The sequence below is a fragment of the Acidobacteriota bacterium genome (assembly GCA_016703965.1).
GTDB lineage: Bacteria > Acidobacteriota > Blastocatellia > Pyrinomonadales > Pyrinomonadaceae > OLB17.
Map to the genome: position 1 here is coordinate 276,284 of JADJBB010000002.1, position 25,450 is coordinate 301,733.

At 51.9% G+C, this 25,450-nt stretch carries 28 protein-coding genes and 1 pseudogene; 5 read left to right on the top strand and 24 right to left on the bottom strand.

Features of this window, described 5'->3' with window-relative positions:
- Positions 1–268 precede the first annotated feature (268 nt).
- On the bottom strand, positions 269–1,135 hold the full coding sequence (gene ispH, locus IPG22_01255; protein ID MBK6586939.1) for a 4-hydroxy-3-methylbut-2-enyl diphosphate reductase: 867 nt from the start codon (positions 1,133–1,135) through the stop codon (positions 269–271).
- Positions 1,136–1,197: 62 nt separating this feature from the next.
- Here ispH and IPG22_01260 point away from each other — a divergent pair, with 62 nt between their 5' ends.
- Positions 1,198–2,079, top strand: coding sequence for a GNAT family N-acetyltransferase (locus IPG22_01260; GenBank protein ID MBK6586940.1), 882 nt, complete (start codon positions 1,198–1,200; stop codon positions 2,077–2,079).
- Here IPG22_01260 and IPG22_01265 read toward each other — a convergent pair.
- On the bottom strand, positions 2,076–3,380 hold the full coding sequence (locus IPG22_01265) for a hypothetical protein (GenBank protein MBK6586941.1): 1,305 nt from the start codon (positions 3,378–3,380) through the stop codon (positions 2,076–2,078). The genes IPG22_01260 and IPG22_01265 overlap by 4 nt on opposite strands.
- Positions 3,381–3,478: 98 nt before the next feature.
- On the opposite strand from IPG22_01265, the gene IPG22_01270 reads away from it, so the two are divergent.
- Complete coding sequence (locus tag IPG22_01270; GenBank protein MBK6586942.1) at positions 3,479–5,056, top strand: amidase; 1,578 nt, start codon at positions 3,479–3,481, stop codon at positions 5,054–5,056.
- On the opposite strand, the gene IPG22_01275 is transcribed toward IPG22_01270, so the two are convergent.
- From IPG22_01275 to IPG22_01330, 12 genes and pseudogenes are all read right to left on the bottom strand, one after another.
- Positions 5,040–5,780 (bottom strand): type III pantothenate kinase, encoded by a 741-nt coding sequence (locus IPG22_01275; protein ID MBK6586943.1) that lies wholly within the window; start codon positions 5,778–5,780, stop codon positions 5,040–5,042. The two genes, IPG22_01270 and IPG22_01275, sit on opposite strands and share 17 nt — an antisense overlap.
- Before the next feature lie 100 nt (positions 5,781–5,880).
- On the bottom strand, positions 5,881–6,207 hold the full coding sequence (locus IPG22_01280) for a hypothetical protein (GenBank protein MBK6586944.1): 327 nt from the start codon (positions 6,205–6,207) through the stop codon (positions 5,881–5,883).
- Positions 6,208–6,216: 9 nt separating this feature from the next.
- Positions 6,217–7,026 carry a VanW family protein gene (locus IPG22_01285; protein MBK6586945.1) on the bottom strand — a complete coding sequence of 270 codons (810 nt, stop codon included), beginning with the start codon at positions 7,024–7,026 and terminating at the stop codon, positions 6,217–6,219.
- A 92-nt stretch (positions 7,027–7,118) separates the two neighbouring features.
- Positions 7,119–7,268 (bottom strand): annotated as a pseudogene (locus tag IPG22_01290) (biotin--[acetyl-CoA-carboxylase] ligase).
- A gap of 30 nt (positions 7,269–7,298) precedes the next feature.
- On the bottom strand, positions 7,299–7,859 hold the full coding sequence (locus IPG22_01295) for a biotin--[acetyl-CoA-carboxylase] ligase (GenBank protein MBK6586946.1): 561 nt from the start codon (positions 7,857–7,859) through the stop codon (positions 7,299–7,301).
- Complete coding sequence (locus tag IPG22_01300) at positions 7,856–8,056, bottom strand: hypothetical protein (protein ID MBK6586947.1); 201 nt, start codon at positions 8,054–8,056, stop codon at positions 7,856–7,858. The genes IPG22_01295 and IPG22_01300 overlap by 4 nt, the downstream gene beginning before the upstream one ends.
- Before the next feature lie 27 nt (positions 8,057–8,083).
- The gene (egtD, locus tag IPG22_01305; protein ID MBK6586948.1) at positions 8,084–9,067 is read right to left on the bottom strand and encodes an L-histidine N(alpha)-methyltransferase; all 984 of its coding nucleotides are present in this window, start codon (positions 9,065–9,067) and stop codon (positions 8,084–8,086) included.
- A gap of 37 nt (positions 9,068–9,104) precedes the next feature.
- Complete coding sequence (locus IPG22_01310; protein ID MBK6586949.1) at positions 9,105–10,286, bottom strand: ergothioneine biosynthesis protein EgtB; 1,182 nt, start codon at positions 10,284–10,286, stop codon at positions 9,105–9,107.
- A gap of 621 nt (positions 10,287–10,907) precedes the next feature.
- The gene (locus tag IPG22_01315; protein ID MBK6586950.1) at positions 10,908–11,123 is read right to left on the bottom strand and encodes a hypothetical protein; all 216 of its coding nucleotides are present in this window, start codon (positions 11,121–11,123) and stop codon (positions 10,908–10,910) included.
- Positions 11,124–11,382: 259 nt separating this feature from the next.
- Positions 11,383–12,183 (bottom strand): succinate dehydrogenase iron-sulfur subunit, encoded by an 801-nt coding sequence (sdhB, locus tag IPG22_01320; protein ID MBK6586951.1) that lies wholly within the window; start codon positions 12,181–12,183, stop codon positions 11,383–11,385.
- A 24-nt stretch (positions 12,184–12,207) separates the two neighbouring features.
- Positions 12,208–13,998: a succinate dehydrogenase flavoprotein subunit gene (sdhA, locus tag IPG22_01325; GenBank protein ID MBK6586952.1), complete on the bottom strand. Its 1,791-nt coding sequence runs from the start codon at positions 13,996–13,998 to the stop codon at positions 12,208–12,210.
- A gap of 19 nt (positions 13,999–14,017) precedes the next feature.
- Positions 14,018–14,734, bottom strand: a complete 717-nt coding sequence (locus IPG22_01330) for a hypothetical protein (protein MBK6586953.1) — start codon at positions 14,732–14,734, stop codon at positions 14,018–14,020.
- Between the two features lie 180 nt (positions 14,735–14,914).
- Between IPG22_01330 and IPG22_01335 the strand changes: the two genes are divergently transcribed.
- Complete coding sequence (locus IPG22_01335) at positions 14,915–15,805, top strand: LysR family transcriptional regulator (GenBank protein ID MBK6586954.1); 891 nt, start codon at positions 14,915–14,917, stop codon at positions 15,803–15,805.
- A gap of 35 nt (positions 15,806–15,840) precedes the next feature.
- Positions 15,841–16,236, top strand: a complete 396-nt coding sequence (locus IPG22_01340; protein MBK6586955.1) for a hypothetical protein — start codon at positions 15,841–15,843, stop codon at positions 16,234–16,236.
- Positions 16,237–16,244: 8 nt separating this feature from the next.
- Here IPG22_01340 and IPG22_01345 read toward each other — a convergent pair whose 3' ends face one another.
- From IPG22_01345 to IPG22_01370, 6 genes are all read right to left on the bottom strand, one after another.
- Positions 16,245–17,537, bottom strand: a complete 1,293-nt coding sequence (locus IPG22_01345) for an HD domain-containing protein (protein MBK6586956.1) — start codon at positions 17,535–17,537, stop codon at positions 16,245–16,247.
- 12 nt (positions 17,538–17,549) lie between these two features.
- The gene (locus IPG22_01350; protein ID MBK6586957.1) at positions 17,550–17,870 is read right to left on the bottom strand and encodes an STAS domain-containing protein; all 321 of its coding nucleotides are present in this window, start codon (positions 17,868–17,870) and stop codon (positions 17,550–17,552) included.
- 173 nt (positions 17,871–18,043) lie between these two features.
- Positions 18,044–18,895, bottom strand: a complete 852-nt coding sequence (locus tag IPG22_01355) for a 3'(2'),5'-bisphosphate nucleotidase CysQ (protein MBK6586958.1) — start codon at positions 18,893–18,895, stop codon at positions 18,044–18,046.
- A gap of 189 nt (positions 18,896–19,084) precedes the next feature.
- Positions 19,085–19,324, bottom strand: a complete 240-nt coding sequence (locus tag IPG22_01360; protein MBK6586959.1) for a hypothetical protein — start codon at positions 19,322–19,324, stop codon at positions 19,085–19,087.
- 220 nt (positions 19,325–19,544) lie between these two features.
- The gene (locus IPG22_01365) at positions 19,545–20,729 is read right to left on the bottom strand and encodes a trypsin-like peptidase domain-containing protein (GenBank protein MBK6586960.1); all 1,185 of its coding nucleotides are present in this window, start codon (positions 20,727–20,729) and stop codon (positions 19,545–19,547) included.
- A 145-nt stretch (positions 20,730–20,874) separates the two neighbouring features.
- On the bottom strand, positions 20,875–21,240 hold the full coding sequence (locus IPG22_01370; GenBank protein ID MBK6586961.1) for a hypothetical protein: 366 nt from the start codon (positions 21,238–21,240) through the stop codon (positions 20,875–20,877).
- A 326-nt stretch (positions 21,241–21,566) separates the two neighbouring features.
- On the opposite strand from IPG22_01370, the gene IPG22_01375 reads away from it, so the two are divergent.
- Positions 21,567–22,283, top strand: a complete 717-nt coding sequence (locus IPG22_01375) for a hypothetical protein (protein MBK6586962.1) — start codon at positions 21,567–21,569, stop codon at positions 22,281–22,283.
- Between the two features lie 256 nt (positions 22,284–22,539).
- On the opposite strand, the gene IPG22_01380 is transcribed toward IPG22_01375, so the two are convergent.
- From IPG22_01380 to IPG22_01395, 4 genes are all read right to left on the bottom strand, one after another.
- Entirely contained in the window at positions 22,540–23,007 is a 468-nt protein-coding gene (locus IPG22_01380; protein ID MBK6586963.1) for a type II toxin-antitoxin system VapC family toxin, read from the bottom strand.
- Positions 23,008–23,106: 99 nt separating this feature from the next.
- The gene (locus tag IPG22_01385) at positions 23,107–23,865 is read right to left on the bottom strand and encodes an aspartyl protease family protein (GenBank protein ID MBK6586964.1); all 759 of its coding nucleotides are present in this window, start codon (positions 23,863–23,865) and stop codon (positions 23,107–23,109) included.
- A gap of 59 nt (positions 23,866–23,924) precedes the next feature.
- A complete protein-coding gene (locus IPG22_01390; protein MBK6586965.1) occupies positions 23,925–24,650 on the bottom strand; it encodes a tetratricopeptide repeat protein in 726 nt (241 codons plus the stop codon).
- A 33-nt stretch (positions 24,651–24,683) separates the two neighbouring features.
- On the bottom strand, positions 24,684–25,346 hold the full coding sequence (locus tag IPG22_01395; protein ID MBK6586966.1) for an N-glycosylase: 663 nt from the start codon (positions 25,344–25,346) through the stop codon (positions 24,684–24,686).
- Between the last annotated feature and the right edge of the window lie 104 nt (positions 25,347–25,450).

Consider the following 25,450-nt stretch of genomic DNA (forward strand, 5'->3'; position numbering starts at 1 on the left):
AGCCAATTAATGAGACTTGGATCTTTCTTCGCTAAAGTGCGAGTCCTTACCAGAAATGCATCGTGAGAGGAAAGTTTTTGTTTTTAATGGAAGCTAGGTTCGAATGAACCTTTCTAATAGATGAACGGAAGAAAAGCGTGTAAGAGCACAGTGGCAAACATTTGATCACGGTGGGCATGCTGGAAGTCTATTCGAAATCTCCGAAATAGGTTGGGCCGCATCATCGAGAAACGATGCGGCCCTTTTTTGTTCCGATTTGTCAGAGCGATCATGGCTTTAATCCGCCGACATCCTCTTTGCCAAAATTCTCAAGATATTTGACGACATTGTCGATAAGCCATTTTGGGGTCGATGCTCCCGCCGTGACGCCGACCTTTTCGACGCCGATGAGATCGGCGGGGTTGATTTCGGCCTCTGTTTCAATGAGAAAGCTCTTTTCGCATTGCTCCTTGCATACACCGAGCAGTTTTACGCTATTCGACGAATGGCGTCCGCCGATAATATAGAACGCATCGACCATACCGGCTAAAGCACGGGCTGCTTCCTGGCGGTCTTTCGTCGCTGAGCATATCGTATTGATGATCTCGACAGTGTCGTCGGTGCGATCGCGAATTGCGTCCGCGGTATCGAAGAATGTTTTTACCTTTATTGTTGTTTGCGAAACGACTAAAGGATTTCGAAGGCGGGGCAGCGACGCGACCTCCGTTTCATCGCGAATAATAAAAGCGTGGTTCGGAGCATAGCCTTTGACACCGATCATTTCAGGATGTTCAGGGCTGCCAACCACGATCACGTGGCGATCCTGAGCGGCGGCACGGGCGGCAAGTTTTTGAACGCGTGTGACAAACGGACACGTTGCATCTACAACATTCGCCGCCTTTTCCTCCAGTTCTTTTTGAACTTCCGGTGTAACGCCGTGAGCGCGGATCACCGCAGTTTCGAGGCGGCCGATCTGGACGGGTTCGCTTATCGTTGTCACACCTTCGTGCGCAAGACGCTGCATTTCCTGCTCGTTATGGATGAGCGGCCCAAGGGCTCTGACGGTCTGGCCTTCTCCTATGGCTTTCTCGACCATCTCTACCGCACGTTCGACCCCGAAACAAAAACCGTATTCATTTGCCAGTAGTACTTGCATTATTGATAGACCTTGTCTAATTTACTCTATTACACCACGTAAACCAGCTCTCATTTTACCAAATGAACGAAGGAAACGAAATCACCTCGATGGAATGCAGGTTTTTGAATAGAGGCTATTTCGATAAGCTGTACGAAGCTTTCACGCTTGCATTTTCCGACTATGTGATCCCGTTTGCGCTTACGGAGGCCCAGTTTCGCAATCACATAAATCTCACCGCCGTGGATCTCGATCGTACCGTGGGGTGCTTTGTTGACGAACGCATCGTCGGATTCAGCCTCAACGGATTTGGCGAATGGGATGGACGCCGAACAGTTTATGATGCCGGAACCGGCGTTGTTCCTGATCAGCGTCGGCGAGGTTTGAGCGAATCGATGTTCAAAATGATGCTTGAGGATTTTGCGAAAGCGGGTCTTGAACAATGTCTCCTCGAGGTTATTACGACGAACACGGGGGCGATAAGCCTTTACGAAAAACTCGGCTTCCGTAAAACTCGCCGATTGGCTTTACTACAATGCGACGGCAAGCTCAGCGCTCCCTGCGACGAAAGACCGGATGTTGAGATCCGAGAGATCAAAGATCCGGATTGGGATCTACTCGGTTCATTCTGGGAGGGAAAGCCGTCATGGCAAAATTCAATCGATGCAATTGAGCGCAGCCGCGGCTTGAAGCTCATCCTCGGTGCTTTTGAGAGTGAGCAGTGTGTTGGCTACGCAGCTTTCTCTGCTAAATTTGGCCGGATCGCCCAGATGGCTGTAAGTAAGGAACATCGACGCCGAGGTGTCGGCACAGCCCTTCTTAAAGCGGTACAAAACGAGACGGCGGATGGATTTTCGATGCAGGTCATCAATATCGACACAGGTCTATCCGATGTAATGAACTTTTTTCTAAATCGCGGGTTTTACGAACGCCTCGATCAGCACGAGATGTTGAAGACGCTCTAGCGGACCGGATCGCGGAGGATGGCTTCGGATGCTGTTAACGCGATCGCGGCCGCAGCCGGATTTGAATCCCTTAGATTTGCGAGCTGTCTTAGTGCCTCACCGGTCCGCGACAGGAGTCGAACGAGGTCGCCTTCCTCAGCTTTTGTGCGGTCAACGAGTTCATCCCAGGCCATTCCGGCCGTCCATCGTTCGGCTGCGGCTGCCGCTGAATAGTTGATTTCTTCGGCGGGAACCACGCCGTTTCTCCATTCGACATTTGAGACCATAACGACGAGGCCCTCGAAATCACCGAGGATGTCGGTCATATTTCGGGTCGAACGCATTTCGCCGTAGCTGCGATCCGCATCGGACGCGACCGACGCCATTAGCCCCGCTGCCTCGGAAATCTTCAGGTCGTCAAAAATGCCTTCTTTCAGAGCTTCGCCTACGAGCAAGGGGCGGTCAATACGAAGGTCAGCGAGCCATTTGCCGCTCTCGGTAACGGTTTCCGCCTCATAATCCAAGTAGCCAAAATGGTCAAGTACCATCGCCCGCTGTTCGAAAGGCAGCCATATCCGGTCGCTGAGATCGTCGGCTCCGTCACGGTGTTTTGCGTTTGCACTCGCACGACGGCTTTCGCGAAAGGCGAAGCTTTTTTCGGCGATCTCACGAACCTGTTCAAAAGTGCCGAACGCATCAAGCAGGTTCAGGAGGCTCGTGTAAGTCGCCCTAAAGCGGCTTTCCAGCGGGTCGGGCGGAGCTTTTAGAAGCTCGGCGATCTTTTTTGGATTCTGGAATTGGCCGGGAGCCAGCACGACAAATCCGACATTATCTCTTCCGCGGCGTCCGGCACGTCCGGTCATTTGCTGTAATTCACTTGCGGTCAGCGAACGCCAGCCGTCGTTGCCGCGTGTGTCGGCATTAGTAATAACGACCGTTCTGGCAGGGAAATCGACGCCCGCAGCGACGGTCGATGTTGCGAACAGGGCATTTAGCAGGCCTGAGGACATCATCCGCTCTATCAGCAATTTCCACGAAGGAATATGCCCAGCGTGATGAGCCGCAACGCCCGCGTGAACAATGACTTTGCTGTGTTTGTGATCGTGGACCTCGGGAAAATCCGCGGCGAATTCATCAAATATCTTCTGCCGCATCGCCTGACGTTCAGGCTCTACCTTCTGGGACTTGTCTTGAGCCACCTCTGAAGCAGCTTCGTCGCACCGCCGGCGTGTCGGTAAAAAAACGATCGCCGGAAGGAGATTGAAACCGAGAAGGGCGGTTATCAGTTTTGAGGGAGCGATGTCGGCTTTGGCCTGATCCATTGCAAATAAGTATAGCCGAGATATCGGGAATTGCCTTTCGGCCACGCGAGGTTGATAATCGTAAACATCAATTGATCCAAAAATGTGAGGAAAACCAGATGATCGATCGTCGAGAGTTTTTGCAAATGTCCGCCTTGGCGGGTGCTTCCTTTTTCATTGGTTCGCGGACTTCGTTCGCCGCAGCGGCCCAGGTCGAGCTGGAAGAAGCAACTGTCGCTGGATTGCAGGCTGCGATGGCTTCGGGCCAGACGACCGCAAGAAAGATCACAGAAGGCTATCTCGCCCGTATCGCCGAGATCGATAAGAAACTGAATTCAATCATCGAATTGAATCCCGACGCCCTCGCGATCGCTGATCGGTGTGATGAGGAAAGGAAGTCAGGCAAACGCGTCGGCCCCTTGCATGGAATTCCGGGCCTGATAAAAGACAACATCGACACCGCCGACAAGATGAAGACGACCGCAGGCAGCCTCGCTCTCGTCGATGCGCCGACTCCAAGGCAGGATGCTTTCGTCGTAAAGCAGCTTCGCGAAGCGGGTGCGGTAATTCTCGGCAAGACGAACCTTTCGGAATGGGCGAATTTCCGATCTCTAAAGTCATCGAGCGGTTGGTCGGGCCGTGGTGGACAGACCCGAAATCCGTATATTTTAGATCGGAATCCGTGCGGCTCGTCATCAGGTTCGGGCTCTGCGATCGCCGCGAATCTGGCGGCGATCGCAGTAGGGACGGAGACGGACGGCTCGATCGTTTGTCCGTCGGCCACGTGTGGGCTCGTTGGGATAAAGCCAACGCTTGGACTGGTTTCGCGTTCGGGCATTATCCCGATCGCACATAGTCAGGACACGGCAGGGCCGATGACCCGAACCGTGGCAGACGCCGCAGCAATGCTGAACGTGCTCGTCGGAGCAGACCCGAATGACGAGCTCACAACCGCACGCGGAAAATGGGAACGTGCCGACTACACCGCCAGCCTAAAAAAAGACGGCCTCAAAGGAATGCGGATCGGCGTTGCCAGGCAGCATTTTGGCCGCAACGCGAAGGTCGACAAATTGATCGAGCCGCTTTTGCAGGTGCTGAAGAACGGCGGTGCTTCGCTGATCGACGTGACGTTCCCAAAACTCCAGGATTTCGGCGACGCAGAGTATGAGGTCTTGTTGTATGAGTTCAAAGCGGATCTCAACAAGTACCTCGCAAAACGCGGCGGAGCAAACAGATCTCTGAAAGATCTCATCGCGTTTAACGAAAAGAACGCCGACCGCGAAATGCCGTATTTTGGCCAGGAGATATTCCTGCAAGCTGAGGCAAAGGGCGGACTGAACGATAGTGCATACAAGATCGCCTTGCTGCAGAGCAAACTGATGACCCAGGAACAGGGAATCGATGCTGTAATGGACAAAGACAAACTCGATGCGATCGTCGCTCCGTCGGGCGGCGTTGCGTGGATGACCGATCTGGTAGGCGGTGATTGCGGCGTATTTGAGAGTTCGTCGCTCGCGGCAGTCGCGGGTTATCCAAATATTACGGTTCCAGCAGGTTTCATTCAGGGGCTTCCTGCGGGTATCTCATTCTTTGGCAAGGCCTTTACGGAGCACAAGCTGATCATGGCGGCCTATGCATTCGAGCAGGCGACAAAGGCCCGCAAACCGCCGAGATTTCTCGCTACCTACGCAGGGTAAGACGTTTGTGCAGCAGCATAAGCCCGTCAAGCAGCAGGTTTTCGTCGACGATATCGATCTGATCAGTGTTTTCGGCGATCATCCTGGCGAAACCGCCGGTCGCGATGACTTTTGCATTATTTGACGACTCAGCTTTGACCTGCTCGATCAGCGAGCTTGCCAAACCGAAATAACCGTAAACGACGCCCGACTGGATCGATCCGATCGTCGTGTTTTGGATCACCGATGATGGTTTTTCGATAACTACTTCGGGAAGTTTTGAGGTGTAGAGATTTAACGCCCTTGCCATCGTTGCCATTCCCGGCGCGATCAAGCCGCCTTTGAGTAAGCGGTTTTCGTCAACCGCATCGATCGTCAGAGCGGTGCCAAAACTGCAAACCACGCACGGCCCGACGTATTTTTCGACCGCAGAGAACACATTGACGAGGCGGTCCGTTCCCGCCGCGGAAAGCGGTTCGTATTTGATATCGAGGCCGAAGTCGAGATCGTTTGTTACGAACGAGGCTGTCACGCCAAATTCCGTTGATATCTGATCGCTCACCGAGCTGTTGATCTCGGGCACGACCGAGCAGACGATAGCATTGGTAACAGGGAATTTAGACGTGTCTAAGGATGCGGCTGAAATATCCAGAGCCGTGGGAAGGCTGAATTTGTGGACGAGGTTTTCGCCGTCGTAGATGCCGAACTTAATGTTCGTGTTTCCGATGTCAACGGCGAGGAGCATTTGTCAGAACCGCCTGCGTAAGCGGGCGGTGAGAGTTGAGCAGAAAATCAACGAGTCAAAAGTGAACGCCAGGCCGCCCGCTGACGCAGGCGGTTCTGACCTATCCTTGCAGCGGCAAGCCGTCATAGACGACGTTCCACCCATTTCGGCGGCTGGTTCTGAGGCTTTTGGTGAACCATTCGACGGCTGCTCCAGCGTCGTCGTAGATCTGGACAGCGGGGCGGTCTTCGCGTGGATCAACGCGGCAAATAGCTGCCCCGACTGAAGCCGTTTTAATGCATAAAAGAGCGATCATGTCGTTCTTTTGCATAACGGCAGTGCGAACCTCGACACCTCCGAATTCGTCGTCAAAATCGTCAAACTCCGCAAGTTCTTCGTCAAAATCGTCGAGGTCAAATTCCGCATCAAAATCAAATTCGTTACTCATATAGTGATCCTACACGTTACACTCTCCGGCCGCAAAACTCAATTCGTACTTCACCTCGGCAAAGTTTTTGACGATCAATTCCTCAGCGACCAGGTTTCCGGTCCTTCGATCGATAAGTTTTCGCCAGATCTCATTCTCACGAAAGTTCTTGCCGTCCTTGGTGAGAAATCGGTGATTTTTCTCGAATACGTGGAACGCATGCGGCGTTTCACGATCCGAATAGATAGCACCTTTCAGATGATCGTCGGTTATCCAGAGCTTTATCTGAAACGTCAATTCTGTCGGGTTGTAAAAACGCAGATCGATGTAGTTATAAAAAACGCCGGCTCCGCTGCCGAAGGGCAGTGTGCGATTTTCATCCGGAAAGGGATCAAAGCTGTGATGATGCCGCTCCACGATCTTAAGCGGCGTGTGCAAAGCCATCCAGTAGAGGAGATTCGCGAGCTGACACAACCCGCCGCCGACGCCGCGAACGACCTCGCCCTGCGAAAGCTGCATTCCCTCTACATAGCCCTTGTCCGCCGTCGCCTCGCCGAGCTGCCGCCAGAAAGAGAACGTTTCGCCCGGTTTGATCAGAATGCCGTCGATCGTCGGACACGCGACCTTTAGATTCTCAACCTTGTTCTGCTGTAACTCGGGATCGGAATTTCCCAGCCTACGCCTGAGCAAAGACTGATGCTTTTTGCAGGTGAACGGAAGTGTTTCCGCCCTAACCTCCGACGCAAAACGACGCACGGCAACATCCGACAGCCGCCGCGAAAAACGCTTCTGCCATATTCGCGTTCGGTAGATGATCGGATGAAGTTCGGAAAGTCGCATGTTTGGTTTTTAGCCAGTTGTCAGAAGTCAGAAGTCAGTTGTCAGTTGTGATTTATCGTTCCGACAACCGACAACCGACAACCGACAACCGACTACTGTCTTCTCAGTTTTTCAACATCACCGGCCTGGACGATCTTTAGGTCGCCTGCGGTTGTTCTTACTCTCAGGGCTCCGTTGTCTTCGAGGCCGTCGGTCGTGCCTTCGAGTGTTTCACCCGCGAGCGTTACGCGGACGTTTTTGCCGGTGAAATATGTCGAACGCCGCTGCCAATGCTAGATTATCTCCGCTGGGCCGGTTTTCTCACAGAGCATCTTGTAGAAAAATGCCAGATATTTTGTCAGTTCTTCAGCGAGTTCGTCCGCCGATATTCGTCGCCCGATAGCTGCCTCGACGGACGTTGCCGTTTCGGCGATCTCGTCGGGGAAATTGCGCGATGTCAAATTAACGCCGATGCCGACAACGACCGCGAGCCCTTTTGGAGTTTCGACCGTCTCCGCGAGAATGCCGCTGATCTTTTTTTCGTTGACCAGTAGGTCATTGACCCATTTAATATCGGGCTTTATGCCGAATTCTTTTAACGCATCATGAACCGCGATGCCCGTCATGAGTGTGATGAGCGAGAGATATTTAATCTCGAATTCAGGTCTCAAAACTATACTGAAATAAAGACCTGAGTCCTTTTCTGAAATCCATGAACGTCCGTGTCGGCCTCTTCCGTTGGTCTGACGCGTTGCAATAACACATAAGCCCTCAGCCGCACCTTGTCGAGCCTGCTTGCTAGCTTGGGTGTTGGTTGAGTCGATGGTTTCAAACAGTAGTATCGAAATATTCACAAGACAAAGGTATGAACTAGGAAAAGCACACCAATTACTACAGATGTAAGGCCAAGCCCGAACACGCGTTCCCGGGAATTCAAAAACGCAAAGCCAGGAACTAAATCATTTAACTCAAGGTATGCCCCGATTTTTCGGCTAAAACCAATAAGAAAAAACCCTGTTGTTAAAGCAATCAGAGCAATTGCAGTTTCCATAACGATTCACAATCGATCCTTTAACCCTCAAACAGATGTCTTTTCTCCAGTTTTCCAGAGCGAATCGCAATAATATTTACGGCCGTCAAAGAAATTCTCTTTAATCTCAAATCCGCTCTCAGCTGCCATCTCGGCGATCATTCGCAGGCTGTATTTTTGCGATATCTCCATGAAAACGGCTTCCCATTGGTCGAACTCGAAGGTTTTGTTCAACGCCGCAATGTGCACGCTCTGCTGTTCGCGGCTGATGAGGAACGAGCGGGCCGAACCTTCGACCGGGCGGTAATTGGCGTAGTGTGTGAATTTATCGACGTTAAAATTACCGCCGAGTTCGCGGTTGATGCGCTTGAGCAAATTGAGATTGAACGCCGCCGTCACGCCGGCTGCGTCGTCGTAAGCCGGAACGATCACGTGCGGGTCTTTCTGAAGGTCAAAGCCGATGAACAGCAGATCGCCAGGGCTCATCACACCCCGCAGCGAACGGAAAAATCCGACGGCCTGGTGGCGGCTGAAATTGCCGATATTCGATCCCAAGAACAGCAGAACTTTTCGCCGTCCGTTTTCGGCTTTCAGCGATTCGAGGATCTTGAAATAATCACCATTGCGGGCCGCCATTTTCAGAGCCGGGAACTCGGCATTGAATTTTGTCGTCAACGCATCCAGTGCTTCCTGCGAGATGTCGATCGGCGAGTAGGAAATATCGTCTGTTTGCCGTAAGAAATGATCGACGAGGACGGCCGTTTTCGTGCCGTCTCCCGCACCGAGTTCGATCAGGTCAAAGCCCCCGCCGCCGTTGGCGAACGAGCGATAGATCGCGTCGGCCTGCGTCGAAAAGATCTCATGCTCACAGCCCGTCAGGTAATATTCCGGCAGTTTCATGATCTCCTGAAACAGCCGCGAACCTTCGTCGTCGTAGAAATACTTGGACGACAAGGATTTCGGTGTCGTCGAGAGGCCGGCGAGGACGTCTTCGGCGAATTGGGTGAGTTCTGGTGACTGAGAGCTATGCATATTGTCAGAACCGCCTGCGTGAGCGGGCGGGTGGTACCTACTTGGCTAGTCGAATCCCGGTAAATTGCCATCTTAAATGGGGATGGAAAAAGTTTCTGTATGATGGACGACTGTGACCCTCAGGAGTTGCGACCGACGCACCTCGCAAGACCATTTGGTTGATCATAAATTTACCGTTATATTCACCGACCGCTCCTGCCGCTTTCGCAAATCCCGGATACGGCAAATATGCCGAATTCGTCCATTCCCAACGTTTTCCCCACCCGAATCGGTCATTCGCGGCTTCCCATTCGAACTCAGTCGGCAGTCTCATCCCTTTCCATTCCGCAAAAGCCGACGCCTCGAAGAACGAAACGTGACAAACCGGAGCATCCATCGCCAAGGGCCGCAAGCCATCCAAGGTAAAATGATGCCATTCACCGTCGATCTTCCAATAGAGCGGCGACCTCACCTCTTCACGGTTGACCCAGTCCCAACCTTCAGAATGCCAATAACGGAAATCCGTGTAGCCGCCAGCGTCGATAAACTTAATGAATTCAGCATTTGTCACCAGCCGATCGCTAATCTCAAAATCGTTGAGATAGACCTTGTGCCGCGAAAGTTCATTGTCAAAGCAGAATCCATCGCCCTCGAAACCGATCTCGTAAACGCCTTCACCGAGTTCGACCAGGTCGCCGTTACCGGATTCAATTTTTTCCTCCGGCGCAAATCCTTCGCGGTATGCCGGAAAAAGCGGATTGATGCTAAGCGTGTATTTCAGGTCGGTCAGGAACAGTTCCTGATGCTGCTGCTCATGGTTGAGTCCGAGCGTGACCAGTTCGGCGATCTCAGGCTCCAGCGGCGTTGACAGCAATTCTGCTATCTGTTCGTCGACGTATTTTCGGAACGCAAAAACCTCGCTTACCTTTGGACGGCTTAATGCTCCGCGATTATCACGCGGCGTGCGTTCGCCGATGGTGTTGTAGTAGCTATTGAACAAAAACCCGAATCGGTCGTCGAAAACCTTGTAATTCGGCACGAACTGTTTCAAGATCATTTCCTCAAAAAACCAGGTCGTGTGGGCGATGTTCCACTTCGCCGGCGAGACGTCAACGATCGGCTGCGGGATGTAATCCTCGACCTCGAGCGGTTCGCACAGCTCTTCTGTAAACGCTCTGACCTCGCGATAGGCCGCCAGGAGATCGCCGATCTCGGTTCTGCTTTTTCCCAATGCTTGCATAGCTTAATTAGACCAGAATTATATGTGCCCGGACAGCATTTTATTCCTCATTGCCCTAACGTATTGTTAACACGTGCTTTAGCTCCTCTCTGGGGCATTGGCTGTCCACCGGCTGTCCACAGGCTGTCCGCGGGGTGTCCGCGGTCATCTGTGGACAGTCTAAATGTTGTAAATACAGATATTTGCGGCTGCTTTTTGACCGGTTGACAGGGGCTTATTTGAAAAAAAATGTTTCCTCTCGTCATAACCTGGTTCCTCGCTTTGGTTTCTCATACCATTCGGCGATGCGAAATGCAACATTGTTGCAAGGGTAGCACAATTGAGGTCAAAGGTCAAGAAAAAGGGTAGAGGCTTATTTTAAGATCACGTTTATCGAAGTTTGGCATCCCGTTCCCGATCTCTGCGTCTTATCTCAGCGGGCTCTGCGAGTAATATACCTGGAATTAGCTACGCCATTGTCCTCGCAGAGTTCGCAAAGTTAGACGCCGAGGCCGCCAATGTGAACTTCCATCATGAATAAATTTCAGAGTGACCGCTGCCAAAAAAAGAGCCACGAACGCTCGAATAAGGTCCTATTCGTGCCTTCGCGGCGTAAAACATGGTGAAAAAACTAGGCGGAATTTAGACCGCCGCAGGGAAATTCTGACGTCGCATGCGTTCCCATTCGGTCACCTGACGTGCGCGCCGGTTTTCGTGAGCGTTCGCGAGCGTAACGATCAGGTCGTCGAAGCGAAACGGTTTATTGGAGCGTGTTCTTTCGGGGAAATAGGTGTCGGAGATATGCTGCTGAGATTTTTCGTGCGTAAAGTCGCGTGAGCTATTGATCCGGTTTGCCATCGTATTGCCTCCTTTTTTTGCTGGCGGCAGACGGTCAAACCGTAAAACTTACGTCATTGGGATCCGACCGGCTGCAAGCGTGTGTTTGTGATCATCAAGTATTCAGTTATTAAAAAAAATTCCTAAGATCCGATGGGAATAGGTTAGCAAAAAGTTAATTTATTGCCAAGCACTTTTTCACGCAGAAGCCCGCGCGTAAGCAAGGGCGATTCGCTCAAGTTGGAGGAATCGCCCTTGTTACGCGCGGGCTTGTGCAACTCTATTTCTTTAACCAGCCAAACAACGCATTGACCGTGATATCACGATTCGTCTGATAGATCGCTTTGGTCAGCGGCAGCGACATTGGGCAGACCTGGATGCAGTTTTGGGCATTGCCGCAATTTCCGATGCCGTCAGCGCCAAGCAGGCCGTTGAGACGATCGTCCATGTTGGCTTTGCCGGTCGGGTGCATGTTGAAAAGGTGTGCCTGGGCGATCGCCTGCGGGCCGATGTAGTTGTCATCGCCGTACTGTGGACAAGCCTCGAGACAGCACCCGCAGGTCATGCAGCGTGAGAACGCGTAGCGTTCCTGGGCAAGCTCATTAGTGACATGCGGTCCCGGGCCGAGGTCGTATGTGCCGTCGAGCTCGATCCATGCGTTTACCTGCTTGAGATGTTCAAACATCTTCGAACGGTCAACCTTCAGATCGCGAACATTAGGGAATTTTGACATCGGAGCCAGCGAAACGGTATCCGATCCTGAGGCCAGCAGCAGATCGTCGATCAAAGCCGAACACGACTGACGCACTTTCCCATCGATCACCATCGTGCAGATGCCGCAAACCTGCTCAAGACACGACATATCCCAAACCGGCGGTGTGGTCTGTTTGCCCTCGATCGTTACCGGATTCTTGCGGATCTCCATGAGAGCAGAGATGACGTTCAGGTTTCGGCGGTATTGCAGCTCAAACGTTTCCCAATGCGCCGCAGCTCCTTCTTTCTCGCGTCGCTGGATCTTAAATTTGATCGTCGCGGGCGGTGTTTCGAGTCTCTTCTTTTCGATGTGTGCGTTCGTGGTCATAAAAATTAACGGCAAGTTGCTCAACTACGCCTTCGCTTTTTTACTCGAATAATCTCTCTTTCTGGGTTCCACCAGCGAAACGTCGATCGCCTCGTAGCTCAATACAGGGGCTTCAGCTGAATATTCCGCTATCGTCGTTTTCATGAAATTCTCATCGTCACGATCCGGAAAGTCCGGTTTGTAATGAGCACCGCGTGATTCGTTGCGGTTCAGGGCACCGAGCGTGATGACGCGGGCGAGGTCGAACATATTGTTGAGCTGACGTGCGTGCGGTATCGCCTGTGTGGCCCAGAGGTTCGAATCGTTGATCGAGATCTTTTTGAACCGCTCCTGCAGCTCACGGATCTTGTCATCGGTCGCTTGCAAACGGTCGTTGTAGCGGACCACGGTGACGTTGTCGGTCATCACTTTGCCGAGCTCTTCGTGAAGCTTGTACTGATTCTCGCCGCCTTCGCTCTTGATGATGGACTGGTTTATGGCTTCCTGGCGGGCGAGTTCGGCAGCGTGGATGCCGTTCGATTCGGACGACCCGCGCTCAACGTTCTTGGCGTACTCCAAAGCCGAAGGAGCGGCCACAAAACCGCCGTAAACACAGGATAGCAACGAGTTTGCGCCGAGACGGTTGGCACCGTGGATAGAATAGTCGCATTCGCCGGCAGCAAAAAGGCCGGGAATGTTCGTCCGCTGCTCAAAGTCGACCCACAGGCCGCCCATCGAATAGTGGACACCAGGGAAAATTCGCATCGGAACATACCGCGGGTCGTCGCCGACGAACATCTCATAGATCTCGAGGATCGCACCCAATTTCTCAGTCAGGGTGTCGGCCGGAATGTGCGTGAGATCGAGATAGACCTGATTCTGGGCACCGACGCCGTTGCCTTCGAGACAGATCTGGAAGATCTCGCGGGTCGCAATGTCGCGCGGCACGAGATTGCCGTAGGCAGGATATTTTTCTTCGAGGAAGTATCGGCGCTCGGCTTCCGGAATGTCCTTCGGTTTGCGAGCATCCATCGGGTCACGCGGAACCCAGACGCGGCCGCCTTCGCCTCGGGCTGATTCGGACATCAGTCGAAGCTTGTCTTCGCCGGGGATCGAGGTCGGGTGAACCTGTATAAATTCGCCGTTCGCGTACCGAGCGCCTTGCTGGTAGCAAGCCGCGACCGCGCTTCCCGTACAGGTCTGAGAATTTGTCGATTTGCCGAACACCATGCCCGGCCCACCGGTCGCCATGATAACTGCGTCAGCGGCAAAAGATCTCAGCTCAAGCGTTTGCAGGTTCATCGCGATGAGGCCGCGGCAAACTTGGTGGTCGTCCGGGACAAGCGAGAGCATTTCCCAGCCTTCCCATTTCGTTACCTTTTTCTCGACTTCCCAGCGACGGACCTGCTCGTCCAGTGCGTACAGGAGCTGCTGGCCGGTCGATGCTCCCGAGAAAGCGGTGCGGTGATGGAGCGTTCCGCCGAAGCGTCGAAAGTCCATCAGGCCTTCTTTAGTTCGCGAAAACGGCACGCCCATTCGATCAAAAAGGTAAATGATCTCGGGAGCCATGTCGGTCATTCGTTTGACTGGCGGTTGGTTGGCGAGAAAATCACCGCCGTAGACCGTGTCGTCAAGATGCTTTGCCGGCGAATCGCCCTCGCCTTTGGTATTGACGGCCGCGTTGATGCCGCCCTGAGCACAGACAGAGTGTGAACGTTTTACGGGCACGACCGATATCAGATCGACCTCGTGCCCAGCTTCCGCGATCTTCATCGCCGCAGCAAGGCCAGCCAGGCCGCCGCCAACGATCGCAAATTTTAGTGATTTCGATGCCATATATGAATAGACCGGAATTCTAGAACTTCGTTGCTCCGGTGCTTGCGGTCTTTTTAGGTGTTTCGCACATCGCCTGCGGCATCAAACCGCACGGCCTAACGAACGAGAATGCTGCGTTTATCCCGACGAATGAAAGCATCAATGCCACTCCCATACACGCCGTTAACGTCATCTTCTGAGCTTTCTCGCCGATCACGAGGCCCCAATCGACCGCGAATAAGAACAGGCCATAGGCTAAATGCCAGGCCGTGGCTATCACGCCGAGCATGTACAGGATCAGCACCCAAGTGATCTGAAATTCGGCTGATACGATCGCGAACGCCTTATCCGCATTGCCGGCCACCGGCGTCATATTGAGATAAGGGATCATGCCGAATCGCAGATTCAGGATGTGGAACAACAAGAAGAAAAACAGAAAGATCCCCGTCGCCCGCTGAAATAGGTAGAACCAGTTACGCCCATAACCATAGCTGAGCGGATTCGGCTTTGCTTCCGACGAAATTATAACTCCGTAAACCGAATGGAACAGGAGCGGCAGGAATATGCCGAAGATCTCGATCAGGAGCAGGAACGGAATATCGTGGATCTCTCGAACCGCTTTGTTGAAATTCGCTTCACCGTTCATTGCTTTTGAATTGGTGAACATGTGAACGAAGAAGAATACACCCAGCGGAACTATGCCGGTGATCTGATGGAGCTTTCGCAGCAGAAAGGTGTTAGAGAATTTTATCGCCATCTAATAAACGTCCGTTTTACGATCCAAAATTGCCGAAGTGAATGTCTGAATTTTAGTTCCAAATCTACAAATCAGCAATGTTCCGAATCTGCTATTTATACTACGACGAAGATTAGATAAGATAAAATGAAAAATTTAGCCGTGAATAAATAGAAATACTAATGAGTTAGGTTCAACAAAATGCACGTCGAAACATTGAAAGTATTCTGTGACCTCGTCGATCTTGAGAGCTTTTCGCTCGCCGCAGAGAGGAATTTTATTACGCAATCAGCCGTTAGCCAGCAAATACGGGCGCTTGAAGATAAATTCAAACGCCGTTTGCTCGAACGCATTCGCGGACGCAGAGAGGTGAAACTTACGCCGGCCGGCGACGTTTTCTATCAGGAATCAAAAAAAGTACTCGCCGCCTATGATCAGCTGCAGGAAAACCTTCGCGGAGTTGTCGGAAAGATCGGCGGAACTGTTAAGGTTGCGACCGTTTACAGTGTCGGCCTGCATGAATTGCCTGACAAGGTTCGCGAGTTCATGACAAAATTCCCAGCGGCGAAAATCGATCTCGAATACTCGCGTACGACGCGTGTGGTCCGAGATGTTCTGAATGGCACGGTTGAGTTAGGCATTCTCGCCTTTCCTGAGCCGCGTCGGGGATTAACGATAACGCCTATGCCGGACGACCGGCTAGTGCTGATCGCACCACCGGAGCATAAATTCGCCGACCGCAAGAAAATGAAGGTGGCTGAACTCGATGGCGAGGATTTTGTCCTGTTCGAGCGTGACGTTCCGACACGCAAGGCGATGGACAAGATATTCAAGACCAACAACGTCGAGGTTAAGAAGGTCGCCGAGTTCGACAACATTGAGACCATTAAACGAGCAGTTGAGGTAGGTTTCGGAATTGCGATCGTGCCGGAATCCGCCGTTATCGAGTCGAAAAAAGCGGGCACGCTGGCGGTTGTCCAAATGGCCGAGAAGTATTGGATCCGCTCCGTCGGCGTGATCCATCGAACCGACCGGAATCTTTCGATCGCCGCGAAAAAGTTCCTCGAACTGCTAGGAAATGGGCAGTATTAGAATTAAAATGGTGAAAAAAAGAATTTCTGCTCTCTATGTTCCTGCAAAACTCCGCAAAACCATATAAATTGACGCTCGAGGAACGCCCGGGCTATCTCTACGCTTTTATCGAGGGCGAAAAAGACACCTACGAGATATCTAGAGCAGCCTGGCAGGAAATTGCTGACAAGGCTGGAGAGCTCATGTCAGAAAGAGTTCTCATAGACGAAAATATCACGGAACCAGGCTCTTTTGCGGACGCTTACAGGCTGGCGTCGGAGATCCCCGAAATGGGTTTTGGACGGGCAAAGATCGCTTTTGTTGACAGATTCCTAAGTCAGAACGATATTAACCAGTTCGGCGAACTGGTTGCAATGAATCGTGGCGTGAACGGACGGATATTTGAAGACATAAAAGCCGCCGAGTCGTGGCTTTTTTCGGATAAAGGATAAATAGGTGTTTAGTGAACGATCTGTGATTCACCGACCGACGCGGCAGCGGCGACGTAGGTCATGGGTGTCGTCGGGGCCATTTCGTTCAACGAGGCTCTCAGTTTGTCTACGATCCCTTCCGCTTCCATGTACTCGCGGCCGAGCAGGCGGCGAAAACGCTTGTTCCTTTCTTCTCCGGTCAATTCCTTTAACATACCGCCAAGGAATGAGGTTACGAGTTCCGGTGCGAACTGACGGCCGGCATTTCTCTGCAGATCTTCGACCACATCTTTGGCCGGCCGGCGAGCCTTATATGGGCGATCGGTCGTCATTGCGTCGAATGAGTCAGCAAGGTTCACGACCTTGGCAATGAAGGGGATCTCGCGGTCATATAAACCGTCGGGATAACCACGGCCATCGAGGCGTTCGTGGTGGTATTTTGCCGCAAGTGGAACGTCAGTGAACGGATGATGGATCGGAAGGAGAATTTCGTAGCCGACTGACGGATGTTTGTTGAGCTCGGCAGATTCTTTGGCATTAATGCGATACGGAGCGTTGATGATCTTTCGCTCAACGGTTAGCTTGCCGACATCATGTAAATATCCTGCGACTGCAGCTCCCTCAACTTCCTCACTGCCCCAGCCGAGTTCCGATGCGATGATCTCTGAAAATCGCCCGACCCGTACCGAATGGCCCTCGGTATATTTATCTTTGCAGTCAATCGCGGCGGCGAACGCCTTGACGGTGTCGTGATAGGTTGACCGCATTTCGTCGAAGAGCCGGCGATTTTGTTCCGCGTGGCGTTCGATCTCAGCCATCAAGTTTCGCTGAGCGATCGCAACGCCGATGTGCTGGCCCATCGCGCAGATGATCTCTTTTTCGTAGCTGGTGTAAACCTCGCCCGTGGCTTTTTCGCCCAGGAACAATGCTCCGACGATCTCATCGCGAACCACTAGCGGTACAAAAAGCTCCAACCGGCGACGCTCAAAGCTGGCGTCGTAAACCTGAAAGAATGGTAAAACCTTTGCCTGCGATATTTCGATCGGATTCAGTCCGTTGCTTAAGAACTGGCGTTCGTCCTCGCTGCAGAGCTGCAGGCTGAGTGGGAAATCGTCACCCAGGCCTCGAACGGCGAGCATATTGAGCTCATGGCCAAACCGCGAATAACGCGCGACCGAACCGCGCATTATACCCAGGGCTCCGGATATCAAATGCAGCGACGTGCGGATCGTCTCTTGAAAGTTGTTCTTATTGGTGATCTCCTGACCGAGTTCTGCCAGGGCCCCAAATGCGTGGATCAACTTATGAGAGTGTTCGGTCATAATTATTCCGTTCTATTCAATAACTACGTGGTTTGTGAGGCCCAGCATTTCAAAAAGCTCGACGGTCTCATCACTAACTTCCGAAAAAACGACCTTTGCTCCCTTGTTCGACGCGGTGTCGATAACGCCGAGAAGTATCGAAATACCGATACTATTTATTATCTCGGTCCTGGAGAAGTTCAGTTCGAGCTCGCGGCAGCCGGTTTCGATCCGGCGGCGGCACTCATATTCGATCTGCTCACCGCTTAATTTATTAAGATAATTATCGGCAAAGATCACAGACCGATCACAGACCGGTTCAACGGATTCAACTATCCCAGTGGTTGTAATCACCTAATTCTATTCCTTGTCTAATTTAGCTAGAGTGCTCGAAGAAACTACTTGAGCAATATTTCTACCATAAACATCTGCATAAAACAACACGATTTTAGGTAAAAACGACGAAAAGGAGGATTATTTTTTCTCCCGGTTAAGCAGATATCTTATAAATGCTGGATCTAGGCGGTTTAGCCTTTGTGTGGGACGCGGCCGAATTCGGCGAGCAGAGGGGCGAGATGGGCGACAACCTTATTGTGCGAGATGCCGTTTGAGGCGAGGATGCCGTTGCGATTATGCAGGTCGCGGCTGTCGTATCGAAGTTCGAGGCCGAACAAGTCCGTCATTTTGCCGCCGGCTTCTTCGAGAATTATCTGCGGAGAACACGTGTCCCAAAGCTTGGTTCGCGGACTCGGGTGAATGTAGAGATCCGCTTCGCGATTCGCGATCAACGAAACCTTTAGGCCGACAGAACCGCGGCGGATCGATCTTGAGAAGCCGAAATGCGAGATTATCTGCTTCATCCGATTGCTTGGGTGATTTCGCGATACCGCGATGCACATCTCCTTCAGGTCAGTGAGATCGGAGACGAAAAGCTGCTTACTTTCGCCATCGCCGGTTCGTGAGAACGTTCCTTCACCGCGGACAGCGTGAAGCAGAATATCGTGAAACGGAAGCAGAACAACGCCGAGAATCGCTTCGCCGTCGATGGCGAGCCCGATCTGCACGGCAAAATCGCCGTCGTGATTTACAAAACCAGCGGTTCCGTCGATCGGGTCGATTATCCAGACACGGTTTTTTGAGATTCGGTGTTCGAGGTCGTCGATCTCTTCTTCAGAAAGAATTCCGTCGTCAGGAAAGGCGGCCGCCAGGCCGTCGACAATGATTCGGCTCGCTTCGCGGTCAGCGGCGGTTACCGGCTCGCTAAAATTATCAGCACCGATCTTTTCTTCGGTCTCGAAACCGTCGTTATAAAATTTAAGAATTGAGGTGCTTGCGATCCGTGCGAGGTTGATCGCGGTATTAAGCTCGTGCTGAAGCATTAACTACAATTTAGCACGACAGCACGGTCGAGCGAAATTTACCACAGAGAAGCTAAGAAAGAGTTTTTACCACAGATGAGATCGGATAAACACAGATGGACAAGAAGATCAGATATGGCCTTTCGGGTTTTGCTTTTCTTATCTGTGTATATCTGTGTCCATCTGCGGTTAATTTTCTTTCCGACCCGATCAGGCCTGCTCAGCCAACTCCGTGATCCCGCATCGTGGGCAGGTTAGGTAGCGACGGGTGGCGTCGGTCCATTTGGCCATAGCGATGTTTGTTAGTGCCGGGTTCTTGCTTTCCGCTTCGCCCTCGCGAAAGGCTCTCGAGAGCTTTTCGGCCGTTTTAGCGGGCGGGGCGAGATCGCGTTCGCATCCGCGGCAGATCCATCCAAACCCGGCGTTGTAGAAATCGTTAAGCTCGATCATTTCTTTGAATAAACGAAGAGGATGTCTGAAAACTAAACCCGGACTCCTATATTTTATAAATTTAGCCGCAGATGACGCAGATAGCGCGGATTTCAATCGATTTTTTATCAGTTATCCGTTTTTATCTGCTTCATCTGCGTAATCTGCGGTTAAAAATGCTAGGTAGTCAACGATATCTCGACTTTTCAGACATCCTCTCCAGTCCTACGATCGGAATAGTCTATTCCTGAATATTCCGTCGTGTTGTTCTGCTGGCCGGGGCACTTCCGAGTAGCTTGACCGGAACTGTGACCGTTTTGCCGCCTCGATAGACCTCGAAGTTCACCGTATCGCCGATCTGTTTTTTGTCCAGCAGTCGATATAGGTCATCAAGATCGTTCAGCTTTTGGCCTTCGGCAGAGATGAGGATATCACCGATCGTGCCATCAGGCAGGATACCCTTCAAGCCTGAGCGTTCGGCTGATCCACCCGCCTGAGTTTGATAAACAAGCAGGCCGCTCTCGACCGGAACGCGATAACCACGCTGCTTCAGTTCAGCGATGGTTGGCAGCGAAGCACCAAGTTTCGGACGACGGACCTCGCCGAATTGAATAAGCTGAGGAATGATGCGTTTCGCGGTGTTGGCAGGAATGGCGAACCCAACGCCAACCGAACCGCCGGCGGGCGACAGGATCTGCGAGTTAATGCCGATCATTTTCCCGTATTTATCGAGCAGCGGGCCGCCTGAGTTTCCGGGATTGATCGACGCGTCAGTCTGAATAGCAGCGTCGATCGGCCGGTTATTCCGGGCACGGATCGGACGCTGAAGTCCCGAGATGACACCGGTTGTGAGTGTACGGTCGAGGCCGAATGGATTACCGATAGCCAATACCTTCTGACCGACCGTCAACTTGTCCGAATCGCCAAATGACACTACGGTCAAGCCAGGCGGCGGAGCATCTAGCCGTATTACCGCGAGATCGGTGTCCGGATCGCCGCCGACTACGCTGGCGGGATAAGTCTTTTCACCGCCAAAGGAGACGGTCAATTTTTGTGCTCCCTCGATAACGTGGTAATTGGTCAGGATGTTGCCGTTGGTATCAATGACCGACCCGGATCCGTTGCCTTTTCCTTCCTGTACATCGCCCCAAAAATCCTGCTGGTACGAGGTTGTGTTAATAAACGCAACGCCGGGCGAGATCGCTTTGTAGACCTCGATGCTGTTTTGTTCGTCCGTAACTGTCGAAGGCTCAGAAATATTGGCGGGGGCTTGTTCCGCCAATGCCACGCCGGAGTTCTCCTTAGCCGGAAAGAACCGGTCCAGGTTGTACAAGAGAGCAGTCGCTCCGACAGCTATCAAAGCTGACGCAAAGGCCAGGAGTATGATCTGTCTTGCTGATATCTGATAAATTGGTTTATTGCTCATAATTCACACCTTGTATTTAAGAATAAAATATCAACTTTTTGATGCCGTGAAAACACCTTCGCGTTGTGCTGTTTACTTACGAAAAAAAGAAACCCGATGTTTCGTTAGAAACACCGGGGAACAGCATCATGAGAATTGTTTTTTTCTAGATAAGTGCCGCGAAAAGCTGCCCGTGAAAATCGGCAACATTTTGGATCGTGGTGTTAGAAACAACGCCAAATGCCGCGAGGCCCGTAAAAACATGAATGCCCATCAATCCGATGTAAACCGCCAGAGCAACGGCCAGTCCGTAGCGAGCGAGCGGTCGAGATCCCCAGCGATATAGGACGATCGCAGCGACCAGGCCGATGACGATCTTTACGCCGAGGAATGGGCCGTTACCGATATCCAGCAGTGACGCCATCAACTGGTTCCCCTCTGTGGCTACACCGCTGCGAACCCAAACGATCGTCAAAAGGGCATCGAGCAAATTCAGTGCAAAGAGAAGGAACGTCGGGGCAAAAAGCTGCATAGAAAAATAGACCTCTCGCGGAATAAAACTTGTTTAACGTCTCCCTTAAATGACTTGACCCCCGGGTTTTAAACCGGGGGCCACTTCAGTATTTGGAGATTGTGAACTAACTTTGTACGTCTGGAACATATGTCTAATCGAATCGGATTTCAGAAAATATCTATGATTTCCGAAAGTAGTTATTTCGGTGGTATTCTAACGAGGAAACCTTTAGCGTCATTTAAATGATTTGATGCAACGAACTCAGTCCCGTTGGCCTCAAAACGGTCGCGAGTTGGCCGGCCTCGAAATGCGGCGTGCTTGGGTTGGTTAGAGGAGAAATCGATATGAAACGAACTATAAATACATTGTCCATCGGGCTGATGCTCGCCCTTATTACGTTCTTCGGTGCGAGCGAAGCTCTGGGTCAGAAAAAGCCTGTTCTTAAAAAGAAGACTGTCGTCAAGAAAGCTCCGGCGCCGGCGACCCCTGTTTATACGGTTGAAACGGGAACGATCATGCGAGCACGCATGAACTCCGCCATCAGCTCGAAGACGGCGGCTGTCGGCAATACGTTCACCAGCACCGTTACCGAACCGGTCTATTCTTCAACCGGCGTCGTCGTGATCCCGACCGGCAGCACTCTGACGGCACGCATCACAAACGTCAAAAAGGCAGCGAAAGGCGGTGAGCCCGGCCAGATCGACGTTTCCTTCGTTTCAGTCAGGCTTCCGAATGGGCGGACCCGTTCGATCAATGGATCGTTGACCGATCTGGAATCAGGTAAGACAAAGAGCGACAATGAAGGATCTGCGACCGCCTCAAAAATGAAGAACCGCAAGATCATTTTCATCGGCGGCGGTGCGGCCGGCGGAGCCGTTCTCGGCGCGATGGTCGGCGGCGGTAAAGCAACCGCTATCGGTGCCGTAATCGGAGCCGGAGCCGGCTTTCTCGGTGAGCGATTTTTGAAAGGCCCGGAAGCCGAAGTTAAATCCGGCACTGAATTCAGCGTATATCTGAATCAAGCTATCGCGATGCCGAGATTTGTTGAAGTAAATCCGTAATTTCAAAGCCCGTAAATTCAAAGAGGATGTCTGAAAACTAAACCCGGACTCCTATATTTTATAAATTTAGCCGCAGATGACGCAGATAGCGCGGATTTCAATCGGTTTTTTATCAGTTATCCGTTTTTATCTGCTTCATCTGCGTGATCTGCGGTTAAAAATGCTAGGTAGTCAACGATATCTCGACTTTTCAGACATCCTCTTTTTCTTTCTCTTCCACGTTCTTTCCGTGTCGCTCAGGGTACGAGAGCCAAGGTCATTCGATCTCGGTATGAACCAGAAACTCCGGCGTGACGATCACGGGCGAAAAGAAGCCGGCTGAGGTGTTGAAAAGCCGCAGCCTCGCCTGCTTTCGTACGTTAGCGAGGTGGCCGAAATTCCAGGTTACGATGTAATCGATCTTGTGAACCGCGGCGATGGCGACGTGGATGGCATCGGCGATATATTTGCGGTGAAAGATGCCGCGATCGATATATCCGTCAGCGAGTATCGCAACTTCCTCCGAGAGTTCGAGCTGCTTGAGCGGTTTGAGCAGATTAAGATAGCCGCTGCGGTGCGGCTCTTCCATTCGTTCGATCTCGCGCTGGACGAGGATTGAACTGTAGACTTCATATTCGGCGAGTTCATGCTCCCACCAGCGTATCGTCAGATCCCGGCGAAACGGCTCGCCGTTGTCGAGATAAGCACCGACGACCGAAGTTTCGAGATATAAGCTCTGTTTCATACTTCTCTGGCAAAGTTTAAAGGGAATAGTAAAAAGGTGAAAGGCAAGAACACGTAACAACCGCGATCTTGCCTTTCGCCTAATTAGTTTAACGCTTTGCTAATCCTTATCCGGTTTGACCGAAACGAAAGTCACCTTCGAGTTCTTAAAGTCGAAGGTCATGCGATAATTCTTCAGGAAATTGCCGCCAAGTATTCCGGACTGTTCGAATCCGGATGCTTCGTTGATCACGTCGAGATCGAGGGCAACGGCGGTGATGTCTGTTTCTGAGTGCTTGCCGAATGTGACCTTTGGCAGTTTGAATGTCTGCACGTCATTCGTAACACCTGCTGAGCCGATGACGCGCAGTTTTTCTTCGTTGGCAAATGGTACGAGGCCGTCCTCTTTAGCGACACCCGCCGAAATCACCGAAACGCTGGCACCGGTATCGACGATAAAATTCAACGGCGATTCGACCCCCTGCAGTTGAACCTCACCGCTGAGAAATCCGCTCGATGTCAGCCGCAAGGGCAGCGAAAGCCCGACAGCGTCGCGGAACTCTTTTTCATCATTGCTTCGACGAGTCAATGCGAATGTTTTGTCGCCGTAATCAATTGTCGTCAGGAATTTTGAGATCAAAGCGAGCCCAATGTAGCCATCGACGTCCTGAGCGTCAGCGTGGAATTTGCGAATATAAACCGGAACCTGACGCAGGTTAACATCACCGACCTCGATCTGGCGAAGTAAGCCATAAACGATCTCGAACTTGCCGTCACCGCCGATGCCGCGTGCAAAACCGCCTTTGGTGATCGACTTTATCTTCAGCCGTTTTGCCGTCGCCTCAGAAATGACAGAGCTGCCCGAACCGGTATCGAGCACGAATCTGTGCGGCTCGTCTCTGCCGTTTACGCGGAGCTTGATGATCGGCCGGTTTCCGATCAGGTCGAATGGAACACTTGTTTTTCCGCTCCGCCGACTCGGTACAATGTGCCGGCGTTGCCGAGATAGCGTAGGAAATTGATCAGCCCCCGGATGCGAGCCCGGCGATCCGCGTCGGCACTGTTAGATACGCTCAAAAAATCGCGATAGGCGTCGGCCGCTTCTTTATACTTTTCAGCTCGGGCGGATACCTGAGCCAGAGCAAACAGATAATCGGGCTCGTCAGGTGCGTAGTAAACCGATTCTCTAAGGTTCTCGACGCTGTCGTTAATGCGGTTCTCGTAGAAGTCGAGCAAGCCATAGCCCGCCCAGGCGAGGTGCTGTCGGCGATCGAGTTTGATCGAATTGAAAAATAATAAGCGTGCCTCGCGAAAGCGTCCGCCGGTTAGCATCGTCGATCCGAGTACGGCAAGCGCCCTGGCGTTCTTTGGTTCGCTTTGAACTATTGGTAATACGATATCGTAGGCCTCGCCGAGCCGCCGCTGTTTGGTGAGTACGTAAGCGAGTTCGACCTTAGCGTCGGAACGTTTATCGTCGGCATTGATCGCTGCGCGTAAAATGTTCTCCGCCTCGGCGAATAGCCCGGCCCTTGTCTTATTCGAGGCTTCCTTGAGCGAACGCTTGACGTCGACGGACTGTTCCGTTTCCATTGAAAACGCCGTGATCGTCAGGGACAGGATCAGGAATGCCGTCCTCAAACCCGGATATTTAACTTTGTACCTCATACCGCGAACTCCTAAATGGGTAGATGCTGAAAGTTATTTGAGTATAACACCGGTTTTCATCGACCAAAGAACTAAATCGAGCTCGTCAAAGTCGATCTGCGTCATGTTACAAAGTTGTTTCAGCTTTTCTTCGACGATTAGATACTTCGTACGCGTATTTGGTGGCTTTGGGGCATCAATTATTTTTAGTTCGGCGAGGCAGTTAAGAACGTGTTTGTCGAGAATGGCGTAGCCTTTATACCCGATGTTACGCAAATAGTGGCTCGCCTCCTTGTATCCAAGGCCTTTAATACCCTTCTCACGCACCAGCCAGTCACGCCTTTCAAACCGGCAATCAAAGCTCCGGAGCTTTTTTCTTAGTTTCAAACCGAATTCCTGCTGCAGAAAATCGCGTGACGTTACTACATACTTTGACCTCGCATTCGGATAGCGATGATGGCCGACAAGAGCATTGGCCATCTCGGGCTGATCTGCGGTCAGCAGGATCGGCTTGACCGCTTCGATCGAAGACAATCCCATCTTCGCCGAGCATCCACCCGTAAAAAAGCAAAACACCATCTCCTCAAACAGGTTCAGATCGCTCCCATGCCGCCCGATCGCTGCAAACTCCGCGAGTCGGGCACGGATCTCCCGCCGCCTCGTCCGATGAGCCGAAATGATGTTATCAATTGTTATAGGGATCTGGTCTTTCTTCACACGGAGTAACGCAATTCTAGTTGGCTCGCCGCTAGCGTGTCAATCGGAACTGTGGCATCCCTTTGGATGCTCACGACCACGCGCTTGCCAGGCAAGACGGCCGC